Origin of the sequence: Edaphobacter flagellatus (genome assembly GCF_025264665.1) — a bacterium.
Taxonomy (GTDB): Bacteria; Acidobacteriota; Terriglobia; order Terriglobales; family Acidobacteriaceae; genus Edaphobacter; species Edaphobacter flagellatus.
Window position 1 is genome coordinate 1,472,708 of record NZ_CP073697.1, and the last position, 16,419, is coordinate 1,489,126.

Genomic DNA, 16,419 nt, shown 5'->3' on the forward strand with positions numbered 1-16,419 from the left:
GAGCGTGAAAGAAGCAGCCCCGGATTTGGATCATCCGGTTGACTATGCTAAACAGGATGTAGCGGATACAACCTATGCAGCGCATCTCGCAATTCGGTATGGAGGCACCGCGGCCTATGTGGCTGCGTGTTCTTGCGCTGCTCTGCATCCTGGTCGTCGCGGTTATGAGCACAGCGCAGGTCTCGCATACCCATGCCGAGTTTTCCGCGCTGAAGCAACAGAACTCCCATAGCCCCGCGCCGGACGATCATTGCCCGCTTTGCGTTGCGATGCACTCCGCGCTTGCGGCCCCGCAGCAGTTTGCTCCCGAGCCAACGCTTTCGATACAACGGCTCGACTCCGTCGCGGCTGAAGCGGAACGTCTCTTCCGCTGGCGCTTTGAGATGGCTAGCCGGCCTCCCCCTGCACAGGCTAACGCTTAGTCCCTGCAGGTATTAGCAGTTTTCGGAAAGACGTTTCACCCGAATTATTTCGCCTACCTGTCAACGAGCAGCTGCTCCACCGCACCTGCATCGCGTTTCTCAGCATTTGAAGCTCATCGAGCTCGACAGGAGTTTTGCCATGCGCAGGCCAGTCGTTTTACGACTTCTCTCATTTGTATTCTTTTTCACAGCACTTGTTTCGGCCCATGCCTTTCAGGGCAATTCGGGAACGGTATCCGGCACGGTGACCGACCCAAGCGGCGCTGTTATCCCCGGAGCCACGGTTCAGATCGCCAACCATGTCAGCGGATATACGCGCACGGCGAGGACGGATACCACAGGTCAATTCCGTTTCTACAACGTCCCGTTCAACCCTTATCGCATCACCGTAACGGCTGATGGCTTTTCCGTATCCACGAAAACAACCGATGTGAACACAGTGGTTCCGGTTGTGCTGCCCATTCAAATGGGGCTTGTTCAGGCCTCCACCGAGGTCACGGTCGATACCGGCGCCGATCTTATTGAGAACGATTCGACCTTCCATACGGACGTCGATCGATCCACGATCGATCGCATGCCGCTTGAGAGCCAGTCGTCTTCGCTTAGCTCGCTGGTCACGCTTTCATCGCCCGGCGTTACGGCCGACTCCAACGGCCTCTTTCACGGCCTGGGCGATCACGCGGAAAACTCCTTCTCCATTGATGGCCAGCCCATCACGGACCAGCAAAGTAAGGTTTTCTCCAACCAGCTTCCCACTGACGCAGTGCAATCGCTGGAGGTGATTGGCGGTGCACCGACAGCAGAGTACGGCGACAAGACCAGCCTCATCATTAAAGCGACAACACGCTCCGGCCAAGGGGTCACAACGCCCCACGGATCGATTGCCCTGGACTATGGCACATTCGGCACGGCAAGCCTTGATGGCAATGTGGCGTACGGTGGTCAGCGGTGGGGCAACTTCGTCGCCGTCAGTGGATTGAACTCAGGACGCTTCCTCGATGGGCCCGAGTTTCAGACGCTGCACGACAAGGGCAACCAGCAGAACATCTTCGATCGCGTGGACTTCCAACTCAACGACACCAACTCACTGCACACCAATCTGCAGTACACGCGTTCGTGGTTCCAGACTCCGAACTCCTTTGACACGATGAGCGTCTTCGATCAGTTTGGCAATCCAGTGGGTGGGGCCGATCAGCGCTCCAAGATCGAGACCTTCAACATTGCTCCGACCTGGACGAACCTGATCAATCAGAACACGGTGTTGAATTTCGGCGCGTATGTTCGCCGCGATGCCTATAACTACTATCCGAGCAATAACCCGCTTGCCGACTTGGGCCCCATTCAACAGGAGACGGTGCAGCAGTATCGCACGCTGACCAATACGGGCACCCATGCCGATGTCTCCTGGGTCAAGGGCATTCATAACGTCAAGATCGGCGGCATGTATCAGCAAACCTTTCTTCGTGAAAACCTGCATACGGGCCTTGTCGCGCCCGGGCTGAATGCACCTTGCGTCGATTCAACCGGAGCGCCGGTGAATGGTTACAACGATCCGGCGCAGTGCGCAGGAGCCGGACTTGAGGCCAACAGTAACTTCAATCCCGTTCTGTTGCCCTATGACCTGACTCGCGGCGGCACCAACTACTTCTGGCACGGACGGACGGACGTGAAGCAGCTTGCGCTCTACGCGCAGGACCAGATCACCAAGGGTCCGTGGCTGCTGAACATCGGTATCCGTGGCGATTTCTACAACGGGCTTGCGGTTCAGAAACAGGCGGAGCCACGTGTTGGCCTCTCCTACAACATCAAGCGCACGAATACGATTCTTCGCGTCTCGTATGCCCGCACGCAGGAGACTCCGTTCAACGAGAATCTTGTTCTCTCCACCAACGGCTGCTATGACCCGGTGATTCAAGGCATCTTCGAGACGCTTGGGCCGTGCGAGCCTACTCCGTTCAACCCAGGCTTCCGCAACGAATTCCATGCCGGCTTCCAGCAGGCCTTCAGCAAACATCTTGTCGTCAGCGCCGAGTACATCTGGAAGTACACGCACAATGCGTATGACTTCTCGGTCTTCGGAGCAACTCCGATCACCTTTCCTATCGAATGGAAGAGCTCGAAGATCCCTGGCTTCGCCATTCGCGCGAATGTACCTGAGACCCATGGCATCAGCGCCTTTGTCGTCATGTCGTCGGTGGCAGCACGCTTCTTCAATCCGCAGGTTGGCGGCGTCGGTGCAACGCCCGGCACACCTGGATCGAACTTCCCCTTCCGCATCGACCACGATGAGCGCTTCAACCAGAGCACACATATCCAGTATGCGCTGCCCTTCCGCAAGAGCACCTGGTTCGGTTTCAACTGGCGCTATGACAGCGGTCTCGTAGCCGGATCAACACCTTGCTATAACGTGACCGATCCGAATAGTGGCTGCTCCAACTTCTCGTTCGACAGCAACGGCAACCCATTGACCATTAATGGTGCGCCTGCAGTTGACCTGAGCGGCCTGACTGCAGACCAGCAGTTCCAGGCCGGTCTGGCGTGCGGCGGCGTTCGCGCAACACCGACGAATCCGCTACCCGATCTTTGCCCCGCATCGCAGCTCACTTCGTCGCTGCTGCACATCCCAGCTCCGAATACGGGCAACGATGATCACAACCCGCCTCGCATTCAACCGCGCAACCTATTTGACATTGCTCTGGGCGAAGACAATCTCTTCCACGGAGACAGGCACAAGATCGGGCTGCGTCTGACGGCGGTCAACGTAACGAACAAGTATGCGCTGTACAACTTCCTGTCGACGTTCTCGGGAACACACTACGTGACCCCGCGAGCCTTCACAGGCGAGATCAGCTACAGCTTCTAACGCACCACACGGAGGCGCAGTCCGAGTGGCTGCGCCTCCCTCTTCCAACATTTCAATAGGAACTATCTACGATGGGAATCTCCACCGCATCGATGGCGCAGCTACGCCGTCACACGGACCACGCCGGAGCAATGGCCTCCGGCATCTGCCTCGTTCATTGCCTGATGACACCGGTCGTTATCAGCCTCTTCCCTGGAGCCCTGCCTTATCTCCCTGGAGATCTCCGGGTTCATCGCCTGCTGGCAGCCATCATCCTTTTGATTGGAGCAGCTGCGTTTATTCCCGGCTATCGCATCCACCGACGTAAAGCATTGCTTGGGCTCATCGCGATTGGGTTGCTGCTCATTCTCTGCGTTGCATGGGCAGGCAATGCGATGAGCCCGTCGGTGGAACTGGTATTGAGCGTCTCCGGCTCGCTGATATTGGTGGCAGCGCATCTGCTCAACCGCAGCTTCTGCCTTCGCTGTACGGCCTGCGAAGAAACGGATGTGTGCCAGACGACACGTATGCACTAAAGCGAGTTACCGGCCGAAGCGACGCACTCTTCTAAGATGTCGAGTGCCACATCCGCTTCATGCTGATTCACGATCAGTGGCGGACACAGGCGTATCGTGGTCTCTCCGCAACCGAGAATCAGCAAGCCATGTTCAAACGCAAGATCGACGATGCGATCGCGCAGCTTGGCAAAGGGCTCGCGTGTCTGCTGATCTTTGACCAGCTCGAGGCCGATCATCAATCCGCGCCCGCGCACATCGCCGACATGACGATGCGTGCCAATCCACGAACGTAGGCGCTTCATCATTTTTTCTCCGACGGCAGCCGCGTTGGCGATGCCTTCGCGCTCGAGCACGTCCATCGTTGCCAACGCAGCAGCAATGGCAACAGGATTTCCGCCAAAGGTTGAAGCATGCGAACCCGGCACCCAGTTCATGACCTCGGCCTTAGCCATGCAGACACTTAGCGGCATACCGCTGGCAATACCCTTCGCACTGCAGAGGATGTCGGGCTCGACGCCAGTATGCTGCATCGCCCACCACTTACCGGTACGTCCTGCGCCGGACTGCACTTCGTCAGCGATCATCAGGATTCCGTGGCGGTCGCAGATATTGCGAATCTCGCGCAGAAAGCTATCTGGAGCAACCACGTATCCACCTTCACCCTGGATTGGTTCAACAATGATGGCCGCGACCTCTTCGGGCGGAAGGATCGTCTTGAACAACCGCTCCTCAATGTAACGCGCACAATTGAGCGCATAAGTTTCCTGCTCCTCGGCGCTGCCGCGATAGTTGCGGAAAGCATACGGGTACGGCACATGGTGAACACCAGGGACGAACGGAGCAAATCTCCTTTTCTGCTGTGGCTTCGACGCCGTCAGCGACAGCGCACCCATCGTACGTCCATGGAATGCTCCGAGAAACGCGATCACGTTCTGACGGCCGGTGTGGTAGCGTGCGAGCTTAAGTGCGCACTCCACGGCCTCGGCACCTGAGTTGCCGTAGTAAAAACGATGCGGCCCTTTCATAGGAGCAACCGCCGACAACCGCTCTGCAAGCTGCGCCATGCTCTCGTAGTAAAAGTCCGTACCCGACATGTGGATCAATTGCGCTGCCTGCTTCTGGATCGCTTTGACGATCTCCGGGTGACAATGCCCCGTCGAGTTCACAGCGATTCCCGCAGCGAAGTCCAGGAACTCGTTGCCATCGACGTCGATGATTCGCACACCACGTCCTGACTTCACAACCAACGGATAGCCACGCGTATAGCTTGGCGAGATCAGCTTCTCATCTGCAGCTACGGCCTTCTTCGCCAGTGGTCCTGGCAGCGGCATCTTCAACTTCGGACCGAACTGGGCAAACTCAGCTTCGGTAGCGATACGTGTGCGCTCCTGCGTCATGGTGCTCATTGCCTCTCTCCTCGCGTTGGATCATCCTGGGACGCGCCATCCTGCCGTTCATCGCAGATGAAGAGCATTGCTGCCGAAACCAGGCAGACAGAAAATGGCGATGTCGGAGAATAGGACGAGAGGCTAGTCGGCAAACAGACCGGGGCGGCGCACAGCAGGCAGACTTCTCAGCTTTCCTGCCGGAAGGCTATGCACCCGGCGGAGGCTTGTGGTCAGACCCATCATCATCATGTCCAAAGGCATGTGCGGCTCCGTGCACGGGAGTATAGCGCGGCCCGATAAGAGTCGTCTGCCTATTTTATGCAGCAGCAGATTTTTTTCATCCTTATATGACCTCACACATCCAACAGCTACGCACAAACAACTGAGCACACAACACTTGTTGCACAGTATCGACGCACCCACAAACAACACAGGAGCACCGTATGAACCGGCGTGACCTGCTTCAGCTTCTTCTCCTCTCCGCAGTTTGGGGAGCATCGTTCATTCTTATTGAGATTACCGGGCGCAGCTTTCCTCCAGTCTGGGTTGCGTTTCTGCGCCTTAGCTTTGGAGCGGCGTTTCTATGGACTGTTCTCTGGATGCGCAAGCGTATGTTGCCGCCTCGCCGCCTTATCGTTACCCTGCTGCTGGTTGCATTCTTCAACAATGCCGCGCCCTTCTGTCTCTTCGCTCTGGGAGAGCGCACTGTCCCCAGCGGCATCGCAGCCGTGCTTAACGCGACAACGCCGATCTGGACTCTGCTGCTGACGCTTGCCGTTCAGGGCACACGCACAGGCCGCTACACCATCGCGGGCGTTCTGCTCGGTTTTGCCGGAGTGGTCACCGTGGTTCTCAGCCATGGACGCGACGCACATGCTGCTGTTACGCGTGGACAGTTCTTTCTTGGAGTCGCCTTTATCGCAATCGCGAGCCTTGGCTATGCCATTGCCACCGTTATCGCCAAAGCACGGCTGAAAGGGCTCGATCCAATTGGTCTTGCGACAACGCAGCTTTCGCTGGCATGGCTGATGATCCTGCCGGTTGCCCTCTTCGGCACACATCCGACGGCTATACAGCCCAGCTCTGTCGCCGCATCCGTGCTGCTTGGACTGGCAGGCAGCGGCCTTGCCTACCTGCTTTATTACGACCTGCTAAGCCGCATCTCCTCAACGCACGTCACTGCCGTGACCTACCTTCTGCCAATTTGGGGATTGTTCTGGGGATACGTCGCGCATGAGCCTATCCTGTGGACGGTATATATCGGTGTGGCAATCGTCATCGCCGGACTGGTGTTGATGAACAAATCATCCGCAGCTGCTCCGGCGCTCCCCAGGACCGCTGTGCCGGCAGAAGACTCCGTTGCCTGCGACGCGGGGTAGCGTCTTATTACTTGCGGCGCCAGCGCACTCCGTCTTTTGAGTCTTCGATCAGGACGCCTTTGGCGAGCAGCTCATTGCGGATCGCATCGGCACGAGCAAAGTTGCGCGTCTTCTTGGCCTGCGTGCGTTCCGCCACCAGAGTGTCGATCTCCGCATCGGAAAGCGCGAAGTTGGTCATCAGCTCAGGCGCGACATCGGCCATGCGGCCTTCGGCTTCGGCCCATGCCAGTGCTGACCGGGTGATCTCAGCGTCGTTGTCTTTGAGCACAGCGAAGACACCGTCGAACAACGCAAGCACCTTCAGCACTTCATCGACATTCTTCTTCGTCAGCGTACCCGCATCCGCAGCGCTGTTGACCACGCGAACCATATCGAAGATCGCCGCGCGCGCCTCAGCCGTATTCAGATCGTTGGCAAGCGCAGCCGTGTATTTGAGCCGCGCTTCGTCGATCTGCTGCGTCAGACTGTCTTCGATCTCGCCCGGCTTCTGTTGCGCACTCTCAGGCCAAGGCCCCTTCAACATGCGCTGATGGAACGTCCTCAGACGCTCAATCGCATTCGTCGATTCCGTCAGCGAATCGAACGTAAAATTCATCTGATGACGATACGGAACCGAGATCAGCAGGAAGCGGATCGCCGAGGCGCGATAACCCTTCAGCAGCAGATCGCGTAGCGTGTAGAAGTTCCCTTCGGACTTCGACATCTTGCGCCCTTCCACCAGCAGGAAGCGCACATGCATCCAATGGCGGGCGAAGGGCTTCTCACTCGCCGACTCCGACTGCGCGATCTCGTTCTCGTGATGCGGAAACATCAGGTCTTCCCCACCGCAATGGAGGTCGATCGACTCGCCGAGAAACTTCATCGCCATCGCCGAGCATTCGATATGCCAGCCAGGACGACCACAGCCCAGCGCCGTGTTCCAGCTCTGCTCCCCCGGCTTACAGGCCTTCCAGAGAGCAAAATCGCGTGCGGCGTCTTTCTCGTACTCGTCGATATCGACACGAGCTCCGTCTTCGATCCCTTCGAAGTCCTTGCGCGAGAGCTTGCCGTACTCAGGAAAACGGGCGATGCGGAAATACCAGCTGCCGTCTTCGGCCTTATACGCGATATCGCGCGCAGCAAGCTTTTCGATCAGCTCGACCATGTCGGGGATGCAGCTTGTCGCGTGAGCCACAATCTCCGAGCGCTCGATTCCCAGCGCGTCGGAATCTTCAAAGAAGGCCTTCTCGTACTTGGCGGTGTACTCGGCGATCGGCTTTCCTGCTGCCGCGGCGTTGCGAATAATCTTGTCGTCGACGTCCGTGATATTCATCACGTACTTCACGGGGACGCCCTGCTGGCGCATGAAGCGGCGAAGCACATCGACATGGAGGAAGGTCCTGAAGTTCCCGATATGCCCGTAGTCGTACACCGTCGGGCCACAACAATACATTCGCAGTTCGGGCGCGCCGACAGGCTCCAGCGTCTCAACCTTACCGCCCAGGGTATTAAAGAGTTCCATCGTTGCCACGTGCGCTTATTGACCTGCCGCAGCCGAGCACGGAGCACGGTGCAGACCCTCTCGCAGATTGATTTCGATAAATTTATCGAATGCTTCTCGATTTTATCTGACTTACAGCGCTCTCAGGTGGCAGTGAATACAGCTAAACGCCACCCAGCCGGAGCTGCGGAGCAGGCCCAAGATCGTCGGAGGCAAATTCACCTGCCACCAGCTTCGGCCATGCCGCAGCAGCGATCATTGCGGCATTGTCGGTCGAGAGCGCCAGCGAAGGAAACGCTACCGGCAGCCCACGTTTATCGCCTTCTGCCTGAAAACGACGGCGAAGCTCGCTGTTGGCGGCCACACCACCTGAAACCACGATACTTCGTACTCCGAATGTCTCCGCAGCAGCGAAGGTCTGGCGAAGCAGGTTGCCGACCACTGCATGCTGGAACGACGCAATCAGATCCAGTGTCTGCGCATCGCACCATGCAGCCGCCTCGTCAGAGCCCGGCTTCCACTCCGGATGATCGGCCAACATCGATCTTCGTTCGGCGATACGTTCGCGCATGCCCTGCGTCTCGATGTAGCGCAGCACAGCCGTCTTAATACCGCTGAAGGAAAAGTCGAAGGTTGGCCCATCCACCTTTGCGGGAGCCTTCTTATTCTTCGGCACCATTCCATCACGATGGATGCGAGGCTTGATCTGCGCAAACCGGAACGGCACAGCCAGCGGATTGCCACGCTTTGCCAGTGCATCGATCCATGGGCCGCCGGGATACCCCAGCCCAAGCAGCTTCGCCACCTTGTCGTATGCTTCGCCAGCAGCATCGTCCACGGTACGACCAACGTTGCGATAACGCCATGCTCCCTGCTCGCGCTGCTCCGCCAGATAGAGATGCGTGTGACCGCCCGAAACGACCAACGCCAGCAGCGGGCCGCCGTCCTGAGCTGACTTGCCAACTCGCTGACTTGCTTCCATCAGAACCGCATGGATGTGCCCTTCCAGATGGTTTACCCCGATCAGCGGCTTATTGAATCCAAAGGTAAGTGCCTTGGCATACGTGATGCCGACCAGCAGCGCTCCGGCAAGACCTGGGCCCTCCGTAACGGCCACAGCATCCAGATCGCCGAAACCAACGCCCGCACGGCTCATGGCTTCGCGGACAACGGGAACTATATTTTTCAGATGTTCCCGCGAAGCCAGCTCGGGCACCACGCCGCCATAGTTCGCATGCAGGTTCATCTGCGACGCAACAACATTCGACAGCGCCTCCGTCCCGCCACGCACCACAGCAGCGGCGGTCTCATCGCACGAGCTCTCAATGCCCAGAATCAGGCCTTTGCCCTTGCCATCATGGCCCGCATCGCGCATCTCTTTATCATAGGTGACAGAGATGGCCGAGTCAGCACAACCCGTATCGTCCCACCCCGGATACATCGCAGCGCGTCAGATTGCGGAGACACTGCGCGGCGCAGGCCATCAGGCCTACCTCGCCGGCGGATGCGTTCGCGATCTTCTGCTCGGGCTCGCCCCGAAGGACTACGATGTTGCGACCAGCGCCACGCCCGATGCCGTCCTCGCACTATTCCCCGATAAAAAAGCCTTCACCGTAGGCGCGCACTTCGGCGTCGTCCTGATCTGCGAGAGCGATGACGTCTCCACCGAGGTCGCCACCTTCCGTCACGATGGAGCCTACTCCGACGGTCGACGCCCCGATGCCGTGCGATTCTCTTCCGATCCACGCGAGGACGTCCTTCGCCGTGACTTCACCATCAATGGCATGTTGCTCGACACTGCCCTATACGATCGAACTGCCGATGCCGCGCAGGCCACGCTCGATTACGTCGGCGGCCGCAACGATCTTGCCACGCGCACAATCCGCGCTATCGGCAACCCGATCGAGCGCTTCGCTGAAGACAAACTCCGCATGCTCCGTGCCGTTCGTTTCGCCGCACGGCTTGGCTTCAGCATCGAACCGGCGACTGCCGAAGCCATCCGCACACTGGCTTCAGAGATCACCGTCGTCAGCCCGGAACGCATTCGCGATGAGCTGACTCTCATTCTCACCGAAGGCGGCGCGCGTCGAGGCTTCGAGCTGCTCGACCAGCTCAACCTGCTGCCGTATATTCTTCCGGAGATCAACAAACTACACGGCGTCCAGCAGCCGCCCGAGTATCATCCCGAGGGTGATGTCTGGATTCACACCATGCTTCTGCTGGAAAAGCTTCCCGCCGGTGCCTCGCCCGCGCTCGCCTGGGGAGCGCTGCTGCACGATGTCGGCAAGCCCGCTACCTTTCGCCCCCCCGATCCTGCCATTCCAACTGACCGCATCCGCTTCAACGGGCACGTCGAGGTCGGCGTGCGCATCGCAGAGATCCTGCTGTCGCGCCTCCGCTTCTCCAATGAAGAGTCGGCGCAGATCGTCGCGCTCGTAAAAAATCACATGCGCTTCGGCGACGTAAAACACATGCGCGAGTCCACCCTTAAGCGCTTCCTGCGACTCCCGCACTTCGACGAGCATCTCGCGCTGCATCGCATCGATTGCCTCTCCTCACATGGCGATCTCAGCCTCTACGAGTTCGCTAAACAAAAGTACGAGTCTGTTCCGGTTGCCGAGATACGTCCGCAGCTCCTGCTGACAGGGCGAGAGTTGATTGCAGCAGGCTACAACCCGGGACCTGGTTTCAAAAAAATGCTTGAAGCCGCCGAAGATGCACAACTCGAAGGCACGATTAGCAATCAAATCGAGGCACTTCACTTTATCCGCGAGCGTTTTGGCGCACCGCACCAGTCCTGACCATTCGCCCCCTCGCTCATCTTCTCAATCAGAAGACTCCATATATCAATGACATCCAAATGAGGTTATATTTTGGTTGAGCTTACGTAGCGAGCCGATGAACAGGTGCAAGAGATGCTTTGGCAAAAATCTCGTCGGGCAGACTTAGCAACTTGATCTCTAGCCCAGACAGCCGAATCACGCTATCATCCCCTGTGTAACCGTGGAGAACGCCATGCTCGCACACGCTCACCCTGTCGGCTTCGTCCTAACTGTCGACGCAGAACGCGCTCGCCGCTTCTATGTCGATACGCTGGGCCTCACCTTTGTCGCCGACGATCCCTTTGCCATCACCATCCGCTCCAATAGCATCGATATCCGCATCGTTCGCATCAAGGCCTTCAGCCCTTCGCCACACACGGTCCTTGGCTGGGAGGTCTCTGACATCGAAGCTACCGCCAAACAGTTCGCCGCAGCGGGCATCGCCTTCGAACGCTATCCCTTCATCGAACAGGACGCCAACGGCATCTGGAACGCACCCGACGGCAGAGCCAAGATCGGCTGGTTCAAAGATCCCGACGGCAACGTCCTCTCCATCGCGCAACACTAAAAATAGCTCTGAGCAGGACTACTTCTTCGCTGTCCCGGCATCCACGGCGGCCTGCGAGACCCCTTCCATCGTCTCGAGCAGCTGTAGCCATTCCATTCCCTTCAGATGTCTGCGAAGCGCCTCCTGCGCTCGCCGCCACCCGGGCCGGGCCTGCGTCAGCATGACGCGCCCTTCAGCGGTCAACGAAAGCTCCCGCCGGCGCCCATCGCCTGAGCCAGTTTCCGATTCCACCCAGCCTCGCTGCCGTAGCACCTTCAAATTACGCGAGAGCGTCGTCTTGTCCATTCCCAGTGCATGGGCGATCGCTGTCTGTCCCTTCGTCGCCATATGTTCCACCATCATCAGCAGCGCAAACTGCCCTGCCTCAATGCCGTAATCGGCCAGGTAGCTGTCATAAAGCTGGGTCAGCAGCCGCGCGGCGCGCCGCGTCGAGGCTAGCGCGCACACTGGCCAATGCAGCGTTTCAGGAATCGCCTTCTTCCGCATCGTTTCTAAGTCTAAAACCCTGGAGAGAGAGTCTAAAGTCCCGGAGCGCGAACCTTAGCGGCCTGCTTCCCCCTCACTCGGCGGTCCGGCCAACAGGAACCGCAGCGGCATGAGCGGGCCTACCGGCATATACTCCTCCTCCATATAGCCTGCCGCGTGCAGAGGCAAGCCTTCCATGATCGACTTCGCTTCCTCTACCGTCTTCGCGCGCACAAAGAACACAACTCCCTTGCCATCGCCGCGCGAATACCACTGCTCAATCTTGCCATCGAGATAGAGCTTCACCGTCTCCCTCACCTCTCGCGGCATCACCTTCATCACATCTTCACGCGCAATACCAGACTTCACCGTCAGGACCACCATCACCGCCGTCACCAAGGGTGCCGGTGCGGAGCGAGCCTGCGGGGTGGGCTGCGCCGATACAGGTTGGGCAGTCGCTAAGGGTCCCTGCGCCAGCATTCCAACGCCGGCCAGTGCAACAGCGGAGAGATTCTTGAGTGTCATGGGTAAACCTCCATTAGTTGTAGATACAACTAATAGCACAGATGCAGCTCACTCGCTTCAGGTGCAACCTTCCGCTATGGTCAAATAGTTTTGTGACGAATCCCTTTGAGATCCCCCGCGGCAACATCCAGGTCGGACACGGCCGTCTCTTCCTCATTGCAGGCCCCTGTGTCATCGAGTCCGAGCAGCACGCTCGCATGATGGCCGACTCCATCCAGCGCATTACCTCGGACCTCGGGGTCCCGTATATCTTCAAAGCCAGCTACGACAAGGCCAATCGCACCTCGATCCACAGTTTCCGTGGCCCCGGTCTCGTCGAAGGCACACGCATTCTGCGCAGCATCGCTGAATCCACCGGCCTGCCCGTCCTCACCGACGTTCACACTGCCGAAGATTGCCGCGTAGCCGCCGAAACCGTCGATGTCCTCCAGATTCCTGCCTTCCTCTGCCGTCAGACCGACCTGCTGATCGCCGCAGCCGACGCCGCAAAACAGAACAACTGCGCTATCAACATCAAGAAGGGCCAGTTCGTCGCTCCCGCCGACATGCGTCACGCCGTCGAGAAGGTTCGCGAAAGCGGTTGCAACCGTGTCTCGCTCACCGAGCGAGGAGCCAGCTTCGGCTACAACAACCTCGTCGTCGATATGCGCTCGCTGCCGATTATGCGCGGCTTCGCTCCGGTCGTCTTCGACGGCACTCACTCGGTACAGACGCCCTCAGCGGCCAATGGAGTCTCCGGCGGCCAGCCCGAGTTCATCCCCATCCTCGCTCGCGCCGCCGTCGCTGCAGGGGTGGACGGGGTCTTCCTGGAGGTTCACAATGACCCGCCGCACGCTAAAAGCGACGGAGCCAATGCACTCCATCTCAACCGCCTCCAGTCCGTGCTTGAGACTCTTCTCTCTATCCACGAGACCGTCAAAGGAATCGCGCTCTAGCTCGGCTTCACTCCCGAAATCTTGTAGGCAGCAAAAAAAACGGCCCCTCGCTAGAGGGGCCAATCTGCCTTGGTTCTCTCTGGTTAGGAGAGTCTATTGCGGGAACGATCTCTGTCGTTGCCCTGCAAACTTACAAACTGTCGGGCGGCACTGCCGTGAAGCGATGCCGCCCTGGGGGGAGGGCTACAACTACTGGTTAGTCTCCGGAGGAGCGCTAACGCCCGTGCGAGACGCTGGCGCCGTAGGCGCTGCGTTCGATGCTGAGGACGAATCCATCGTGGCAAGGCTGTTGTGCAGCAGGGTCACGCGGACTCCGTTGCTGACAGCGACTTCACCATCGGTTGACTTCGCCGTGTTCTTGCCGAGACCGGTGCGATAGATGCGATACACCGGAACCTGATGCTCGGTCACAAGGTAACGAACGACTGAGTCCGCCATAGCCTGCGAGCTCTGCACACCCGAGCGGCTATATCCCTGAACCTCGATGATGTAGCCCTTCTCATTTGCGAGCTTGGCTGCCATATCGTCCAGATCGGCCTTCGCCTTCGGTCCCAGGCTCGTACGTCCCTGAGAGAACTTCACCGAAGTCGCTGCGACCTGCTGGTACTGGTCAAGATTCGTCACCGTCGTGTTCAGCGAAGTGGCGCGGTTGCTGGCGGTTGTTGCGGTTGTCTGAGCAGCGTTGGCGCGGTTCGAAGCATCCATCGCGTGCTGGTCTGCGAGTTCGGCTGCACTCTGGGCCTTGTTGATTCCGGCCGTTGCGCGAGCATCTACATCGCGAATGTCATTTGCATTTTTGGCCTGAAGCTGATCAAGCTCGTTGACGCGATCCTTCACAGGATCAACCTGCCTGTGTACCCACTTCTTGCGGGCCAGCGGGTTCATGTGTCCCCAGAAGCCTTCCTTCGACTGCGACTCCAGCGGCTTGCCGGTGGCATAGGTGGACTTATCATCAACGCTCATCTGGCTGGGCGCTGCAGGGGGCTGGTCAGACGGGGTCGTCTGAGTGGCGGACTGAGCCAGGGCGCTCATTCCCATGGTGGTGCCGAGTACTACAACTGAGAGACCAATCTTATATCCGGGTTTCGTCATGTTTTTTGCTCCTCATGCACCAGCCGTCTGCCGTATCAGACGTCTGTATGCCCCAACTAAGAGCACCTGCCATGCCAAACTGACGAAATATCGATTAAGCTTTACAAATCAGTGATTTGGGAAGGAAAACCCTCGAACCGCCCTGCCTGCGAAGAAACGCCTCTTCAAGCAAAATCTTCCAGCCGGCCGGTAAGTATTACTGAGCGACCCTTCACCAGCCCGTAACACTGAAAATTGTTCGATTTAGCTCCCCGGCGGCCAGTCTCCGGACAGACTTTTACTTCGTGTCCACCCGAACTACCTGGATATCGGGCATCTGCATGTTCCAATTCGCCGGAATCGACTCAAAAATAAGACGAAACTCACGCTCGTCTCCCGGCGCCAGCGGAGCAGCACTCACCGGCTGCGTATCCACATAAGGCTCCCGCGTGCGGACCAGCGCCAGCGGCACCGTATCCACCTGCGGCGGCATCTGCTCCTCATTGCGGAACAGCACCTGCACCGTCACCCCGGTCACCGTCGAGGAGCCCGTATTTTTGATCTTCCCGTCGATAAAGGTCGATTTGCCCCCCGAAAGACTCGTGGACTCACTCATCGCCAGGCTCGAAAGCGGAAGACTGGCCGCATAGGCCGCCGGCGGCTGGATGCCCTTAATTTCTGCTCCCTTGCGGCGCCCGGCCACAATCAGCCCTGCCAGAACCAGCACAACCACAGCCCCAGCCACCAGCCATGCCGAAAGCGGCATCCCCTGTTGCTTCGTCTCTGGAGCAAAGACCGGAGCCTGCCGGTTCACCGCCTCATCTTTCCGCTCGAAATCGCTCATAGGCGAAGATTCTAACTCTTTTAGCCAGCCCGAATTGCGCTTATGCCGTCCAACCGTAAGAACCAGCAAGCTTCACCGCGTGAAACTTATCGGGAATTTCATCTTGTCAGCAGAACTTCCTGTTCCAGAATCGCGTTAAGCAGATTGAACATCTACTCCTGTAGCAGGAGCACGAGAGCGATGACTCCCCCGATCGGCTTTAGAACAAATACCGGCGACACCGACTCTCTGCAGGAGATCAGGCCCACGGCTATCCTCACTGAGGCCGATGGCACAGCTGTTGTTTCGGCTCTGCCGACCTCGCAGTTCGCCGATCGCGCCTATCGCATCGCCGCACTGACCGCTGGCATCGCCCTGCTCGCTTCTTTCTTCTAACGCGATCTCCTAAGCGAAACTGGCGCGCTTCACCTTCTGCCGGAAGTCCTCGCCTTGTATCTCGACGACGACACACATCTCCTGTAGCCGCGACCGCATGCGCTCGCCGATCCTGTCGCCCAGCGTCTCCTCGCGCAGCCTTCCGGCATCGCCGCCCACGCTTGTCAGAGGGGGCAGATTCGCATAGTTCGTCGTGATGATCGTCGTCCGCCGGTCGTTGTAGCGTGTGTTCAGAATGTGCGCGACGGTGTCCCACACCCAGTCCGTCGGCTTGGCCGCGCCTAATTCATCCAGCACCAGCACCTCGGCCTCAAACACCGGACGCAGAATCTCCAACTCCGTCTCCTGCACCTGCCGGTTGTAGCTGTTCTGCACCTGCTTCAGCAGGTCGCGATAGTCATAGAACAGCCCAGTCGCACCGCGCTCCACCACCAGGGCCTGCAGAATCCCCGTCGCAAGATGCGTCTTCCCCACCCCGATCGATCCGGTCAGCAACAGCCCTGTCCCGTCCGTCTCCAGCGGATAGCTCTCCACAAACTTCTTCGCCCGCATGAGCGCCGCCGCCTGCGACCGATGCGACGAAGGAAACCCTGTCTCATAACTCTCGAGCGTGCAATGCTCATACCGCCGGGGCACAGCCGCGCGCTTCAGGCGGCGGGAGGCTCGCTCCTGTATGCGGCAAACGCACTCTTCGGCAAACTGCCGCCCCTCGCGCTCGACGACTCGAAGCCCCGCTCCCTCGCAAATGCTGCAGACCTCGGCCATCTCTCGTGCGTTCTCCCTCC

General features: G+C 58.6%; 16 protein-coding genes. 8 read left to right on the forward strand and 8 right to left on the reverse strand.

All coding sequences use genetic code 11. The annotated features are described in order from the left end of the window. Positions 1–74: 74 nt before the first annotated feature. The 3 genes from KFE13_RS06235 (at position 75) to KFE13_RS06245 (ending at position 3,800) form a co-directional block, all read left to right on the forward strand. Entirely contained in the window at positions 75–422 is a 348-nt protein-coding gene (locus tag KFE13_RS06235) for a hypothetical protein (protein WP_260706303.1), read from the forward strand. 139 nt (positions 423–561) lie between these two features. Further along, the gene (locus tag KFE13_RS06240) at positions 562–3,285 is read left to right on the forward strand and encodes a TonB-dependent receptor (RefSeq protein WP_260706304.1); all 2,724 of its coding nucleotides are present in this window, start codon (positions 562–564) and stop codon (positions 3,283–3,285) included. A 71-nt stretch (positions 3,286–3,356) separates the two neighbouring features. Further along, positions 3,357–3,800, forward strand: coding sequence for a MerC domain-containing protein (locus KFE13_RS06245; protein WP_260706305.1), 444 nt, complete (start codon positions 3,357–3,359; stop codon positions 3,798–3,800). On the opposite strand, the gene KFE13_RS06250 is transcribed toward KFE13_RS06245, so the two are convergent. After that, entirely contained in the window at positions 3,797–5,188 is a 1,392-nt protein-coding gene (locus KFE13_RS06250; RefSeq protein WP_260706306.1) for an acetyl ornithine aminotransferase family protein, read from the reverse strand. The genes KFE13_RS06245 and KFE13_RS06250 overlap by 4 nt on opposite strands. Before the next feature lie 425 nt (positions 5,189–5,613). On the opposite strand from KFE13_RS06250, the gene KFE13_RS06255 reads away from it, so the two are divergent. After that, the gene (locus KFE13_RS06255; RefSeq protein WP_260706307.1) at positions 5,614–6,549 is read left to right on the forward strand and encodes a DMT family transporter; all 936 of its coding nucleotides are present in this window, start codon (positions 5,614–5,616) and stop codon (positions 6,547–6,549) included. A 7-nt stretch (positions 6,550–6,556) separates the two neighbouring features. Here KFE13_RS06255 and cysS read toward each other — a convergent pair whose 3' ends face one another. Together cysS and KFE13_RS06265 are read right to left on the reverse strand one after the other, a co-directional pair. Beyond that, entirely contained in the window at positions 6,557–8,050 is a 1,494-nt protein-coding gene (gene cysS / locus KFE13_RS06260) for a cysteine--tRNA ligase (RefSeq protein ID WP_260706918.1), read from the reverse strand. Between the two features lie 142 nt (positions 8,051–8,192). Beyond that, entirely contained in the window at positions 8,193–9,404 is a 1,212-nt protein-coding gene (locus KFE13_RS06265) for a tRNA (adenosine(37)-N6)-threonylcarbamoyltransferase complex transferase subunit TsaD (protein ID WP_260706308.1), read from the reverse strand. 22 nt (positions 9,405–9,426) lie between these two features. Here KFE13_RS06265 and KFE13_RS06270 point away from each other — a divergent pair, with 22 nt between their 5' ends. Next, positions 9,427–10,830: a CCA tRNA nucleotidyltransferase gene (locus tag KFE13_RS06270; protein WP_260706309.1), complete on the forward strand. Its 1,404-nt coding sequence runs from the start codon at positions 9,427–9,429 to the stop codon at positions 10,828–10,830. 214 nt (positions 10,831–11,044) lie between these two features. Further along, positions 11,045–11,419, forward strand: a complete 375-nt coding sequence (locus tag KFE13_RS06275) for a VOC family protein (RefSeq protein WP_260706310.1) — start codon at positions 11,045–11,047, stop codon at positions 11,417–11,419. Positions 11,420–11,437: 18 nt separating this feature from the next. On the opposite strand, the gene KFE13_RS06280 is transcribed toward KFE13_RS06275, so the two are convergent. Next, positions 11,438–11,905, reverse strand: a complete 468-nt coding sequence (locus KFE13_RS06280; RefSeq protein WP_260706311.1) for a MarR family winged helix-turn-helix transcriptional regulator — start codon at positions 11,903–11,905, stop codon at positions 11,438–11,440. Positions 11,906–11,959: 54 nt separating this feature from the next. Then, entirely contained in the window at positions 11,960–12,409 is a 450-nt protein-coding gene (locus KFE13_RS06285) for a hypothetical protein (RefSeq protein ID WP_260706312.1), read from the reverse strand. Positions 12,410–12,501: 92 nt separating this feature from the next. Here KFE13_RS06285 and kdsA point away from each other — a divergent pair, with 92 nt between their 5' ends. Continuing rightward, positions 12,502–13,344: a 3-deoxy-8-phosphooctulonate synthase gene (kdsA, locus tag KFE13_RS06290; RefSeq protein ID WP_313900686.1), complete on the forward strand. Its 843-nt coding sequence runs from the start codon at positions 12,502–12,504 to the stop codon at positions 13,342–13,344. A 189-nt stretch (positions 13,345–13,533) separates the two neighbouring features. On the opposite strand, the gene KFE13_RS06295 is transcribed toward kdsA, so the two are convergent. Together KFE13_RS06295 and KFE13_RS06300 are read right to left on the reverse strand one after the other, a co-directional pair. Beyond that, on the reverse strand, positions 13,534–14,436 hold the full coding sequence (locus KFE13_RS06295) for an OmpA family protein (RefSeq protein WP_260706313.1): 903 nt from the start codon (positions 14,434–14,436) through the stop codon (positions 13,534–13,536). Between the two features lie 277 nt (positions 14,437–14,713). Then, positions 14,714–15,259 (reverse strand): DUF2393 domain-containing protein, encoded by a 546-nt coding sequence (locus KFE13_RS06300; RefSeq protein ID WP_260706314.1) that lies wholly within the window; start codon positions 15,257–15,259, stop codon positions 14,714–14,716. 180 nt (positions 15,260–15,439) lie between these two features. Here KFE13_RS06300 and KFE13_RS06305 point away from each other — a divergent pair, with 180 nt between their 5' ends. After that, positions 15,440–15,634 (forward strand): hypothetical protein, encoded by a 195-nt coding sequence (locus tag KFE13_RS06305; RefSeq protein ID WP_260706315.1) that lies wholly within the window; start codon positions 15,440–15,442, stop codon positions 15,632–15,634. Positions 15,635–15,643: 9 nt separating this feature from the next. On the opposite strand, the gene KFE13_RS06310 is transcribed toward KFE13_RS06305, so the two are convergent. Then, positions 15,644–16,399 (reverse strand): ATP-binding protein, encoded by a 756-nt coding sequence (locus tag KFE13_RS06310; RefSeq protein WP_260706316.1) that lies wholly within the window; start codon positions 16,397–16,399, stop codon positions 15,644–15,646. Positions 16,400–16,419 lie beyond the last annotated feature (20 nt).